General features: G+C 67.9%; 15 protein-coding genes. 1 reads left to right on the top strand and 14 read right to left on the bottom strand.

What is annotated here, in order from left to right; translation table 11 throughout:
* Positions 1–193 precede the first annotated feature (193 nt).
* Positions 194–898, bottom strand: a complete 705-nt coding sequence (locus IEW98_RS16825) for a helix-turn-helix domain-containing protein (protein WP_308785508.1) — start codon at positions 896–898, stop codon at positions 194–196.
* A 264-nt stretch (positions 899–1,162) separates the two neighbouring features.
* Between IEW98_RS16825 and IEW98_RS14725 the strand changes: the two genes are divergently transcribed.
* Positions 1,163–2,161, top strand: coding sequence for a sigma 54-interacting transcriptional regulator (locus IEW98_RS14725; protein ID WP_188764044.1), 999 nt, complete (start codon positions 1,163–1,165; stop codon positions 2,159–2,161).
* 169 nt (positions 2,162–2,330) lie between these two features.
* On the opposite strand, the gene fliD is transcribed toward IEW98_RS14725, so the two are convergent.
* From fliD to IEW98_RS14660, 13 genes are all read right to left on the bottom strand, one after another.
* A complete protein-coding gene (gene fliD, locus IEW98_RS14720) occupies positions 2,331–3,737 on the bottom strand; it encodes a flagellar filament capping protein FliD (RefSeq protein WP_188764043.1) in 1,407 nt (468 codons plus the stop codon).
* 13 nt (positions 3,738–3,750) lie between these two features.
* Positions 3,751–4,848: an EscU/YscU/HrcU family type III secretion system export apparatus switch protein gene (locus IEW98_RS14715; protein WP_188764040.1), complete on the bottom strand. Its 1,098-nt coding sequence runs from the start codon at positions 4,846–4,848 to the stop codon at positions 3,751–3,753.
* A complete protein-coding gene (locus tag IEW98_RS14710; protein ID WP_188764038.1) occupies positions 4,845–5,567 on the bottom strand; it encodes a flagellar biosynthetic protein FliR in 723 nt (240 codons plus the stop codon). Before IEW98_RS14710 ends, IEW98_RS14715 begins: the two co-directional genes overlap by 4 nt.
* The gene (locus IEW98_RS14705; protein WP_188764036.1) at positions 5,564–5,869 is read right to left on the bottom strand and encodes a flagellar biosynthetic protein FliQ; all 306 of its coding nucleotides are present in this window, start codon (positions 5,867–5,869) and stop codon (positions 5,564–5,566) included. The genes IEW98_RS14710 and IEW98_RS14705 overlap by 4 nt, the downstream gene beginning before the upstream one ends.
* Positions 5,866–6,537: a flagellar type III secretion system pore protein FliP gene (fliP, locus tag IEW98_RS14700; protein ID WP_243450801.1), complete on the bottom strand. Its 672-nt coding sequence runs from the start codon at positions 6,535–6,537 to the stop codon at positions 5,866–5,868. Before fliP ends, IEW98_RS14705 begins: the two co-directional genes overlap by 4 nt.
* The gene (locus IEW98_RS14695; RefSeq protein WP_188764034.1) at positions 6,530–6,742 is read right to left on the bottom strand and encodes a flagellar biosynthetic protein FliO; all 213 of its coding nucleotides are present in this window, start codon (positions 6,740–6,742) and stop codon (positions 6,530–6,532) included. Before IEW98_RS14695 ends, fliP begins: the two co-directional genes overlap by 8 nt.
* Positions 6,742–7,023: a FliM/FliN family flagellar motor switch protein gene (locus tag IEW98_RS14690; protein WP_188764032.1), complete on the bottom strand. Its 282-nt coding sequence runs from the start codon at positions 7,021–7,023 to the stop codon at positions 6,742–6,744. The genes IEW98_RS14695 and IEW98_RS14690 overlap by 1 nt, the downstream gene beginning before the upstream one ends.
* A complete protein-coding gene (locus IEW98_RS14685; protein ID WP_188764030.1) occupies positions 7,020–7,769 on the bottom strand; it encodes a hypothetical protein in 750 nt (249 codons plus the stop codon). Before IEW98_RS14685 ends, IEW98_RS14690 begins: the two co-directional genes overlap by 4 nt.
* Positions 7,766–8,269 (bottom strand): flagellar basal body-associated FliL family protein, encoded by a 504-nt coding sequence (locus IEW98_RS14680; RefSeq protein ID WP_188764028.1) that lies wholly within the window; start codon positions 8,267–8,269, stop codon positions 7,766–7,768. Before IEW98_RS14680 ends, IEW98_RS14685 begins: the two co-directional genes overlap by 4 nt.
* Positions 8,270–8,486: 217 nt before the next feature.
* Positions 8,487–10,358: a hypothetical protein gene (locus tag IEW98_RS14675; protein WP_188764026.1), complete on the bottom strand. Its 1,872-nt coding sequence runs from the start codon at positions 10,356–10,358 to the stop codon at positions 8,487–8,489.
* Positions 10,355–10,705, bottom strand: a complete 351-nt coding sequence (locus IEW98_RS14670) for a hypothetical protein (protein ID WP_188764025.1) — start codon at positions 10,703–10,705, stop codon at positions 10,355–10,357. The genes IEW98_RS14675 and IEW98_RS14670 overlap by 4 nt, the downstream gene beginning before the upstream one ends.
* Positions 10,702–12,024: a FliI/YscN family ATPase gene (locus IEW98_RS14665; RefSeq protein WP_243450800.1), complete on the bottom strand. Its 1,323-nt coding sequence runs from the start codon at positions 12,022–12,024 to the stop codon at positions 10,702–10,704. The genes IEW98_RS14670 and IEW98_RS14665 overlap by 4 nt, the downstream gene beginning before the upstream one ends.
* Positions 12,021–12,479 carry a FliH/SctL family protein gene (locus IEW98_RS14660; RefSeq protein WP_188764023.1) on the bottom strand — a complete coding sequence of 153 codons (459 nt, stop codon included), beginning with the start codon at positions 12,477–12,479 and terminating at the stop codon, positions 12,021–12,023. The genes IEW98_RS14665 and IEW98_RS14660 overlap by 4 nt, the downstream gene beginning before the upstream one ends.
* Between the last annotated feature and the right edge of the window lie 38 nt (positions 12,480–12,517).

The raw sequence follows: 12,517 nt of genomic DNA, 5'->3' as shown, positions 1-12,517 counted from the left end.
ACCAGATCAATCAACTCAGGTTTCGTAAGCCCCTCAAGATCCTCGCGATTCATGGAAAGGATGAATCACGGACAGCCCGGTTTGGCAAGGGGGTGAGTAATTACGGCCACAGGGCCCGAACTCCATTCACGAGCCGCCAAAACAACAAAATGGGGTCTGGGGCCAAGGCCCCAGCCGCCGGAGGCCCTACCCCCTACCGCAACGAAAACACCGCCCCGAACATCCGCAGATACGCCAGCATCCCCCCGGCAGCCTCGCCCGACAGGCTGATCCACGTCCGCCGCGCGTCCGCAGGGTCGGTCTGCCGTTCGAACAGCCCGGCTTCGGTCAATGATCGTATCCACCGCAGCGCCGTCGTCGTCGGCACAGCAGCCGCAATGCACAGCGAGGAAACCGGCACCGTCTTGCTTTCCAGTCGTGCCGCCGTCAGGTCGAGCAGCATGTCCCAAGCGGGGTCGGCGAAGATCTCCGCAGGAAAAAACCGATTGCGATCGCGTCGAACCTTTAGCAGCCGCCGCACGAGTATGGCGTCGACGTGTTGGTCGGCTTCAGGTATGCGCCGCTGGGTTTCGGCGAGGTGCGCGAGAGCCTCGGCGATGCGGCTAGCTTCGACCGACAGCGCGTTGATGGTCCGCGCTGTACCGTCGGAGAATTCGCGAACCTGAAAGCCTGTCTGAGCAGTAACGCCAGCGAATACTGCAGTCATTGTCGCTGCGTCGTCCCCGGCAAAGACAAAGCCGTCGGCGGCATCGGCGAGTACCGGATCGACATCATCGCCATCTATCAACGAGAGTACAATCGGCACTCCCAATCGCGCCTGTTCATCCACAGAAAGCGCAGCCAGTTCGCCGCTATCCAACAGCAGGCACTCGTTGGCGACGGTTCCGGCATCCCGCATATTATCAAAGGATTGCCGGGTTATTTTCCAGCCAGGACCGGCTTCGGGACTATTGGCTTGATCGGCGCCAATACGTATTGAAGGTGTGTCACCTCCAGATTGGTTCCAATTGGCAGCATTAATGCGGGGTTCAGCAGTCATTTCGGCAACGGTTTCCTTCTACTTTATACTTACTCCCTCTAAAGTGAATCGCAAGCTACCGGAAGAAATCACCGATAGTAAGCGAAGTGTTAACACATGGTTTAACCTTTACCGGACCTTATAATGACGTTAATCCGCGACCTTGATAGTTCCACACTCGCGCATCTCGTTGGCAATACTGCCATTATGGCAGCCATCAGATCTGAAATCGAAAAGATCGCCGATACAAACGCGTCGGTGCTGATCACTGGTCCATCGGGCTCGGGCAAGGATGTAGTCGCACAATTGCTGCATCAGCGCAGCCGCCGCGCTGCCAAGCCCTTTATCGCCCTGAATTGCGCCGCAGTAGCCCCCGACCTTCTCGAAAGCGAGATGTTCGGCCACGAAGCCGGCGCCTTTACCGGTGCCATCCGCGCCCGCCCCGGCCGTTTCGAAGCAGCACATGGCGGCACGCTTTTCCTCGATGAAGTCGGCGACATGGCCACCGCGATGCAAGCCAAGCTGCTCCGCGTCCTCGAAACCCGCGTCGTCGAGCGCGTCGGTGGGATGTTGCCTATCGCCGTCGACGTCCGGATTTGCGCCGCCACCAGCGTCGACCTGTTCGCCGCCATCGATCGCGGCGTCTTCCGCTCCGACCTGCTTTACCGCCTCGATGTCATCCGCATCGAAATGCCCAGCCTCGCCGATCGCATCGACGACCTGCCAATCCTGATCCAGCATTTCACCAGCCGCCAACCGCGCGACCGCGGCACACCGCCGATCCGCTTCACCGACGCTGCCCTCGCCGTGCTGATGGCACAACCCTGGCTCGGCAACGTCCGCGAACTCAAGAATTTCGTCGAACGCGCCCAAGCTCATTTCCCCGGCGCCGTCATCGATCAGGGCGACCTCTCCAAGCTCCTCCGCATCGCCATCGCCCCCAGGCCAATCGCCAAGCCGCCCGTCACCCTCGGCGAAGGCTTCATCGACCTCAAGCGCATCCTCACCGACCTCGAAACCGCCTATATAACCGAGGCCCTTGCCGCCACCGGCGGCGCCGTCGCCGCCACCGCCAAGCGCCTCGGCCTGCAACGCACCACCCTGATCGAAAAAATGCGCCGCCTCCACATCGGCGTCGCCTGAACCAGACAAGCAATTCGTCATGCTGAACTCGTTTCAGCATCCACCGCCGCGCAAAGCACAATAGACCCGCCCTGACACCGCAAATGCCGCCAAGCGCCTCGCAACCCCCCCCCCGGCTTTGCTCATCCCGAGCGAAGTCGAGTGACGCCCAACCTTGCCCGATATCCCCCTAATTCCCCTGGTTATTCCACGCCGCAATCTGCTGCTCCAACTGCGCCTGCACAGCCTTGGACGCCGCCACCATCCGCTCCATCGCCGAATATTGCCGCACCAATGTCGCCCGGTACGTCGCCAGCCGCACATCGACCTTGGCCAGATCCGTCGCCAGCCCACCCCGCCGCCGCGTCAACCCCGCCGTCGCCGGCGTCGCCATCGCCGCAATCGACTGCAGCCGGTTCGGCTGGGTCGACAGGGACGGCGCCGCCAGTGTCTTCAACAGCGCCTCGGCGTCGGCATACCGCGTTGGCGACAGCGCGGCGAAGCGCGCCGCATCGAAGGTAATGCTGCCATCGCGATTGATATTTACCCCCAGGTCGCGCAGCCGCAAGCCATTCGCCTCGGGGATCGCCGCCGCCGCCAGCCCGGCAATCCGCTGGTCCATCGCCCGCGCCGTCGGGTCATTGGCCAGCGCCCCCGGCGCATCGGTCCCGACCGCGCCTTTGCGAAAATCCCCGATCAGCCCGCGCATCGCGCCGAGCGTCACCGCGAAATCGCTGATCGTCGCCGCCAATGCCGCCCCATCGCGCGACGCGCTGACCGTCACAACCACCGCCGGATCGGCCTTCGCCAGACGCAACCGTACCCCCGTCACCAAATCATCGATGACATTGCTCGCCCGGCTGACCGCAATCCCGTCGAGGCTCAACTCCGCATTGCCCGCCGCCCCCGCCAGCGTCATTGGCCGAGCCCCCGGCGTATAGGCAAAGCGCGCCAACCCCGGCGCCCCCGCATCCTCGGCCGCGCTGACGATGAAGGCCCCCGCCGTCCCGTCCGCCCCGCGCAGCGACAGCGTCGCCGTGCCATTGTTGCTGACGATCGCCGCACTCACCCCCGCGCCGCAGCGATTGATCGCATCGCGCAAACCAACCAGGCTGTTGTTGCTCGCACCGATGACCACGTCGAACGCCGCCCCCGCCCCGGCAAAGCTGAAATCCCCGCCGCCCAGGTCGGTCCGCGTCCCCATCTGGATCGTCAGCGTCCCCAGCCCGACCGGCGCATCACCCGCGGTCAGCGCCGGCGCCGTCAGCACCTGCGCACTCGCCAGCCGGTTGACGCTGATGCTCGACACGAACGCCGTCGCCGGCCCGGTGCCAACCCGCTCGATCGCCACCGCCGCGCTGTTGCTCACGGGCACCAACCCCAGCGTGCCGTCCTTGACCCGCGCATCGAGCGACCCGGCAATCGTCTGCATCGCCGATCGCAATTGCCCCAACGCCGAGATCTGCGCATCGAGCACGACAGTTCGCGTCGTCAAAGGCGTCGTCCGCGCCGCCTTTTCCGCCGCCACCAGCTCGTCGATCAGCGCCTTGGTATCGATCCCCGACCCGGCGCCCAACGAGGAAACTATCGAAGCCATATGCTGATTACGGCTAAGCCGCCCCCGCCTTGCGCCGCTCACCATGCTCGTCGAAATCGAACGCCGGCGGCACGAATACGCCCGGCGCCGCCCTGGCGACCGTCTCCGCATCGACCCGCATCACGAACGCCAGGATCGTCGCCACCGCATTGAACAATTCCTCGCGTACCGGCTGGCCGATCTTGGCTGTAAAGAACAACGCCCGCGCCAACCTGGGCGTCCGCACCACCGGGATCGCCATCTCCCCCGCCACCGCGATGATCGCCAGTGCCGTCTCCAGCCGCCCCTTCTCGATAACCACCGGCGCCGCATCGATCCCCGGCCGATACCGCAGCGCCACCGCAAAATGCACCGGATTGACCACCACCACCGAAGCCTCCGCCAGCGACGTCTGCAACCGCCGCTTCGACGCCGCAAACTGTGCCCGGCGAATGGCCGCCTTCACCTCGGGCGCCCCATCATTCTGCCGGCTTTCGCGCTTCACCTCATCCAATGACATCATCAGCTTCTTCTCGCGCAACATCCACGAGATCGCCCCATCGACCACCGCCACCAGCAGCAACATCAACGCCGAGGCCGCCAGGACCCGCACCACCGCCCCACCGATCCCGCCGACGTCCTCGACATGCGCCAGCTCACGCACCATCGGCACCACCACCACCATCGCAACCCCCGCCACCGCCGCCAGCTTCATTAATGCCGTCCCACCCCCCATCAGCCCACTCATCGAAAATATCCGCTGCAGCCCCTTCACCGGGCTGACCCGCGACCATTTCGGCGCCAGGCTATCCATCGTCACATGCCGCACCGCCGCCACCGACAGCCCACCGCTCGCCAGCATCACCGCCGCCGCCAGCCCCAACGGCCACCGCGCCGGCACCATCCCCGCCATCTCGGTCACCGGCAGTCCCTCCATCGGCACCGCCAGCGCCGCCGACAAATACCCGCCAAGCGCCCCCCACAACCCCGGCCCCATCATCATCGCCGCCAGCGCCGCCACCCCCACCGCCACCGCCGGCCCCAGCTCGCGCGGCTGCCACACATTCCCCTGTTTACGCGCTTCCTCCCGCCGCCGCGGCGTCGCCGGCAGCGTCTTTTCGGCGTCACTCACAACAACAGCCCCTGCGCCGCGTTAAGCGTCACCACCGCTCGCCCCAGCAACCCTTCGAACAGCAACGGCAGCGCCCACACGAACGCCAGCAGCAATGCCGCCGGCCCCACCGACATCGCCCCGAGCTGCGGCGCCGACCGCGAAGCCACCGCCACCAGCAAATTCCCCAGCAACAACAGCGCCACCACCGGCAAAGCCATCCGCAACCCCCCGGCAAACATCACTGCGCCATAACTCGCCAGCAGTTCCAGACTGACCCCGCCCGGCGGCAAAACCCGTTGCCCCTCCACGATCGCGGCGAACAGCCACAAGAACCCGTCGCTCCCGAGGAACGCACACCACATCAGCGCCCCGAACAGCCCGCCGACCACCGACACGCTCCCCCCCGCCCCCGCCAGGCTGGCAAACCCCAACCCCATGATATTGGCGCAAACCTCGCCCGCCATCTGCGCCGCCGCAAACGCCAGCGCCACCGCCATCCCCGCCAGCAGCCCCGCCACAACCTCCCCCGGCAGCATCGCAAACATCAGCTCCACCGCTCCCGGCCCGAACGCCGTAAACACCGACAGCGAAGCCGCCACCGCCAACCGCGCCCGCCACGGCAGCATCGCCCCCGCCAATCCCGGCAACAGCGCCAGCATCACCATCGGCCGCACGCCGGCCAGCGTGAACCGCGTCATCATCGCCAACCCGTCAAAGGCCGGCACCTCGATATTCACCGGATCGCCCCGACCATGTCGAGCAGGCCGCTCTCCATGAAATCCCCCAGCGCCCGCATCACGCTGTCGCCGGCAATCGCCATCACCGCCACCAATGTCAGCAGCTTGGGCAAGAACGACAGGCTCGTCTCCGACACCGACAAGATGGTCTGCACCAGCCCCACCACCACCGCGACCACCAAAATCGGCACCAGGAACACCGCCGTACTCTCGGCGAACAGGATCACCGCCGCCCGTGTAATCGCCACCAGCATCCGGTCATCGGGCATGTCGCCCACCACGCCCGCCACGGCATAAATCACCCGCCACCCCCGAAACTCTTCGCCAGCGACCCCAGCACCAGCGTCCAGCCGTCGATCGAAACGAACAGCGCCAGCTTCACCGGGAGGCTCACCGTCGCCGGCGACACCATCATCATGCCCAGCGACATCAGGATGCTCGACACGATCAGGTCGATCACCAGGAACGGCAGATAGACCACGAAGCCGATCTGCATCGCCGTCTTCAACTCGCTCGCCACGAACGCCGGTAGCACCACGGTCAACGGCACATCGCGCGGCGCCGCAAACGGCCCCGTCCCCGAGATCTCGGCAAATTTGCGCAGATCTGCCTCGCGCGTCTGCGCCAGCATGAAGTCCTTCAACTCCGCCCCCGCGCGCGCCAAGGCGACATCCGCCCCCACCGCGCCGGCCACCATCGGCGCATAGGCTCCATCGTAAATCCGGTCGAAATTGGGTTTCATCACGAACAGCGTCATCAACAGCGCCATGCCGACCAGCAGCTGGTTCGGCGGGCTCTGCCCCAGCCCCAAAGCCTGGCGCAGGATCGCCAGCACGATGACGATCCGCGTAAAACACGTCATCATCAACAGCGCCGCCGGCAACAGCGTCAGCGCCGACATCAGCATCAGGATCTGGATCGACGACGACAGTGTCGGCAACGAAGCCGTCAGCGAGGGCACCTCATTCACCGCCGAGATCCGCGCCTTGGGCCTCTCCCAGCCGCACCAACCCCGTCCGCGCCTGCCCGATCAGCAATCGCCGCCCGCCGAACTCGACCACCAGCAACCGGCTCCCCGGCCCCAGCGGCAGTGCCTGCACCACCTTGGCAAACCGCGGTGCGTCGCCCAACCCGCGCGGCAGCTTCGCCCGCAACTTCTCCACCCAATTGCCCATCACCCCACCCCGCCCGGCAGGATCTCGGTCAGCTTCACTCCGAACCGATCGCCGATCGACACGATCTCACCCCGCGCAATCAGCCGCTCGTTGATCAGCACATCGACCGGCTGGTCGACCCGCCGGTCGAGCGCGTGGATCCCCCCGACCTGCAAGGCCAGCACCTCGCGCAGGCTCATCCGCACCGCCCCGACCTCGACCGAAAGCCGCACCGAAATCCCGCCAAACAGCCCCAGTTCGTCTACCGCCGCCATCAGCCCGCCAGGCGTTTCCGCGTTCATCGCCGTCCTCCCCCACCGATTCCCGGCACAACCATGACCCCCAGCGCCGTGATGCTCGCCTGCTGACGCCCATCGGTCAGCGGCAGCACCGTCGCCCGCCCGATATGATGGTTACCGAGCAGCAACGGCATCTCGGCGCACGGCTCGATCGGCAGCACCGCCCCGGCGCGCAGCGGCAGCAACGACCCCGCCATCACCATCGCGCCCGACAATTCGACCCGCACCCGCATCGGCAAATCGAACAACCGCGTCGACGCCGCCGCCACCGGTACAGGCTCGGCCTCGGCCACCACCGGCGCCGTCACCCGCACATGCCCCGCCACTCCGCCGACTGCGACATCGAGGTCGAACCCTGCCCGCGTCGACCCCATCGGCCAAACCCGCGCCGCCACCGCCGCCACCGCATCGGCAATCGCCCGCGCCTGTCGCGCCACGGCAACCCCGCCGGCAGATGACGCCGACACCCGCGCCACATCCCCGCCGAACTGCACCGTCGCCAGCAACCCGGCGAGCACCGGCGCCACCTCCGGCACCACCTCGTTACCCACCGCCCGCGGCGGCCGCCCCGGCAAGACCTCGACCACCGCCCCGAACATCACCCCCAGCGCCCGCCCGACAGCAATCATCAAAGGCCCGAAGTCGCTATCGTCCTCATCCCGCGCCGCTGCCCCCGCCGGTGCCGGCCGAAACGCCTGCGGCCACACCGGGTCGGGCCCCGCTTCCGATCGAATGCGAAGGTCGTTCACTGGACCACCAGGCTGGTAAAGAACACTTCGTCGATGCCCGGCACCTGGCCGCGCGACCGCAGCGTCTCGTTGACGGCATCCTTCAACCGCGTCCGCAGCTTGTCCTTCGCCGGCCGGTCGGCGACATCGATCTCCGAAAGCTCGCCCAGCACCGACAGGACCGCCGAGATGAGCGCCGGCTTGTGCTTGCCGATCGCCGCCACCACCGGCCCCCCCCCGGTCGTCGCCACCGAAAGCCGCACCTGCAGATACCGCCCGGTGTCGACCAGGTTCGACGTAAAGGCATTATCGATCTCGACATATTCGACCGGCGCCGCGGCGGCCTCCGCCACCGCATGCCCCCCTGCGGCAGGCAGCAGCCGGCTGGCCCCGATCGCCCCGCCAACCCCCCCCGCCGCCGCCCCGGCGACGAACGCCGCCCCGATCACCAGCGCACGGCCAAGCCCGCCGCCACCCTTAGATTTCCCCGTCTTGCCGCCCTCGACAACCGCACTGTTCATGATCCGCCCTCACAATTCCAAACAAGATCGACAAATCCCCTCTCCCGTTCGGGGAGAGGCGAGAGACGCCCAATTTCGTCACCCCGGCGAAGGCCGGGGCCGATTTCCCGGACAGAGGCGGGTGATGTTCAATTTCGTCACCCCGGCGAAGGCCGGGGCCCATCTCCCGCTCTCCCAGAAATCAGCACCAGGCCCGATCTGCCAAGCATTCCCCCGCTCAAGCATAACGATCCGCCCCCCGCGCCCGCAGCACAGCCGGCATCGAAGCGATCGCATCGACAGCAGGTGCGCTGGCCGACACGCGCTGCCCACCATCCCGCATCGATCCACCGGCCGCCCCCCCGCCTGCACCCCCGCCCGCACCCCCGCCTGTCTGGCCGCTCGCCACCCCGCCGCCAAACCCGGCTCCGCCCCCGCCGCCAGACGCAGCGCCCGAACCGCCAGCCGACCCATCGCGAAAATCAGCCCGCACCCCGCCGATATCGAGCGACTGCAACCGCAGTCCCGCCGCCGCCAGTTCGGCCGCCAGCCGCGGCGCCTCCCCCGCCAGCAAACCCGCCGCCGCTGCCGAAGCCGACACCGAAACCCGCAAGTCCCGCGGCCCGCCTTCCAACCCGATCGCCACGTCGCCCAAAGCCTCGGTCGCCACCAGTACCGGCGCGCTCTCGGCCCCGCTCGCGCCGAGGCTTACCCCAGCCGAAAAATTGCCTGCGGCACCCGCCGCCAAAACCGCCGCCGACCCGAACACTGGCAATCCCCGTGGCCCCGCATCCACCGATCCTGGTGCCGCATCGCCAAAACCGCTCAGCCCGGCCAATTCCAGTTCCAGACCAGGCGCCGCGCCGTCCGCAGCTTGCGCCCCCGGTCCGGCAAAGCCACGGCCGCCGGCCCCCGCACCGCCACTCGCGCCACCACCGCCGGCGACCTCGATCCGGCCCGCAACCCCGCCAACGACCGTGCCCCCACTGCTGGCCGCGCCATCGCCGGAAGCCACCCCCACAGCCGGCTTCGCGGCGATCTCGCCACCTTCCTCATAAGAAACCGAAATGCGTCCAATCCCAGCCCCAGTCGGCGCTGCAAATCCAGTCGGCGCTGCAAATCCAGTCGGCGCTGCAAACCCGGTCGGCGCAGCCGCCGCACTCCCAGGCATTCCACTGTCAGCGCCGGTCCGCGGCGCTTCGCGAACGCTCTCAAGCGTGCCACCGCGTGCCGCACCGCCGCCCGAAATCCCCGCACTAATCGGCCCAGAGCCGGCAACGCCACGACCCTCACCCCCAACCGGAATCCCACCCAGAAACCCCGACCCACCGAGCCCAAACCCAAGCCCCCCACCCGCATCGGCAGAACCGGTCCCGTCTCGCCCCTGCACCCCGGCACCCGCCGAAAGCGCCCCCGCCCCGACAACGATCTTTGCACCCGATACGACGCCCCCGCGCCCGTCACGCCCCCGCGCCAAAGTCAGGCTCAGATCCGCACGATCCTCAATCGCCCATTCACTCAAAACCGGGCGCGAACCGCCAGTCTCCCCGACAATACCCGCCCCGGGATCACTGCCGCCCTTCTGCGCCAACAACGGCGTCTTCGCCGACAACGCCGTCTTCACCAACAAAGGCGTCCTTGCCGACAAACCCATCCTCGCCAACAAAGCCGGCTCCGCCGACAAACCTACCTCCCTCAAGCCGCCCGCGCCTGCCAGGTCACCCACCCCAACCGCCGCCGCCCCACTTTCCCCGTCACCCCGGCGAAGGCCGGGGCCCATCTCCCGCCCGACCAATAAAGCGCCACCCCCCGGAATCGACCCCGCCACGAACTCCATCCCGCTCGCACCCACGCCGACACCCTCCCCCGACACACCCGAACCAATCACGTCCTCGTCATCGTCTCCCGCACCCGCCAAAGACGGCCCATCAATCACCCGCCACAGCATCGCCGCTGCCACTGCCCGCCCCTCGGCGGGCTCCTCCCGCGCCGTCGCCATCGCTAGGGAAAATCCCGCACCGCTCCCGGCACCGCCCGGCGCGCGCACCGCCGCCGGCACGGCAACCGCCACCGCCACCCCCCCGCCCGGCAACCCCAGCATATCGCTCACAATTCATCTCCCGAACCAGACCGCCGCGCCACCGCCGCATCGACCGCCGCCCGCGCCCGCGCCAACCCCTGCGCCAGTCGCTGCTGGTCCTCCCGCGTCACCGCCAGCCGCTGCCCGACATCGTCCGCCAACCTCCCCAGCACCGCATCGGCCCGCGCCCGCGCCGAAGCCGCATCGGCCGCCATCAATCCTGCTGCCACGCCGCCGAGCAACGACCCGACCCGTGCCAGCAACGCCGCCTCCGCGACCTGCCGCGACTGGACCCGCCCCAGCGCCGCCAGCGCCAACCGCTCCCGTACCCGCCGCACCCGGATCACCCGGTCCATCATCTCCTCGCGCCTGCTCATGCGACGAGCTGCACCAGCGCATCCCGCGCCGCCTCAAAGCCGATCCGATCGGCACGCGGCTGCACGAGGTAGCGCTCAAGGGGGCCAGCCAACGCCAGCGCCGCATCGAGCTCGGCATCGGCGCCGGGCGAATAGGCCCCCATCAGAACCAGGTCGCGATTGTCCTCGACAAGCGAAGCCAGCCGCCGAAACCGCGCCGCCGCCGCCAGATGCTCGGGCGTACAGACGTCGGCCATCACCCGGCTCGCCGAGGCCCCCAGGTCGATCGCCGGAAACTGCCCCCGCCCCGCCAGCCGCCGGCTGAGCAATATATGCCCGTCGAGAACCCCGCGCGCCGCGTCGACGACCGGGTCATTGCCGCCATCCTCCGACAAAACCGTCACGATCGCGGTAATGGCCCCGCCGCTGCGCCGGTCACCCCCGGCACGCTCCGCAAGCGCCGCGATCAACGCCAGCGCCGACGGCGGATAGCCGCGCGCCCCGCCATTCTCGCCGCGCGCCAGCGCCACCTCGCGCGCGCCGTGAACGACCCGGCTCAAGCTGTCGAGGATCAGCAGCACATGCTTGCCCTCGTCGCGAAACCCTTCGGCAATGGCGAACGCCCGCTCGGCGCCGCGCACCCGCAGCAGCGGCGCATCCGCCGCCGGCACCGCCACCGTCACCGTCCGCGCCCGTGCCGGACCCGACAGTTCGGTCTCGATGAAATCGGTGATCTCGCGGCCGCGCTCGCCAATCAGCGCCATCACCACGACATCGGCCGCGGCCCAGCGCGCGACCTGGCCGAGCAGCACTGATTTGCCCACACCTGTCCCCGCCATGATGCCGACCCGTTGCCCGCGACCCAGCGTCAGCAGGCCATCGATGGCACGAACCCCGGTCGCCAGAACCTCACTGACCCTGGAACGCTCCCCAGGTCCCATCTGCGGGCGCGAAACACCCCGCCGCATACCCGGAACCGCCCCCGAACCGACCGGCCCCAACCCATCCAAAGGCCGCCCAAGCCCGTCGATCACCCGCCCCAGCAGCGCCGAACCAACCGCCACTTCATCCAGTCGGCTATCGGTTAGGACGATCGCCCCCGGCACGATGCCGGCCAATGGCGAAAGCCCCATCAACAACGCCCGCCCATCACGAAACCCAATAATCTCGGCGGCTTGGCGATCCTGGCCGACAATCGCGCGCCCCCCGACGAGCGCCTCGATCCCGACCGCCTCGATTGTCGTCCCGTCGAACGCGACAACCCGCCCTCCACGCCGAACCGGCAGGTCGGGCACCACCAGGCTATCCAGCACCGAAGCCATAGCCGCCGACACGCTCATGACATTTCCTCCATGATTTCAGCCAGTCGCGCCGAAAGCCCAACCTCGATCACGAAGTCCGTCCCCGTCACCACCACAGCATCGAGCGCCATCCCCGCATCTGCCTCGGTCGCGATCGCCAGCACCCCCAACCCCGCCAAAGTCACCGGATGCACCCGCAAAACCGCCCCTTCCCCCGGCCGCACAGCTTCAAGCGCAGAGTCAACCAGTCGATCCATCACGCTATCATTCAACGATAATTCTCGCTGCAGAACAGCCTCGACCAAGCGTCGGACCAGCCCCAAGACCACCGGCCGCACCCGATCGACATCGACCCGGCACGCCGCCTCCAGCCCCTCCACCGCCGCCGCCATCCGCTCTCGCACCGGCGCCAACCCAGCCTCGGCCCGCGCCTCCCCAGCCGCAAAACCGTCCGCCCAGCCCCCGGCCCGAATGGCCTCAAGATCCACCGGCATCTCTGCCACCGGTTGCAAGGCACTCAAAAGTCCAGCCA

The organism is Sandarakinorhabdus glacialis, from assembly GCF_014643455.1.
In the GTDB taxonomy this organism is placed as follows: Bacteria; Pseudomonadota; Alphaproteobacteria; order Sphingomonadales; family Sphingomonadaceae; genus Sandarakinorhabdus; species Sandarakinorhabdus glacialis.
Note: the sequence above shows the minus strand (reverse complement) of the source record. Positions and strands in the feature narration are given on the sequence as shown.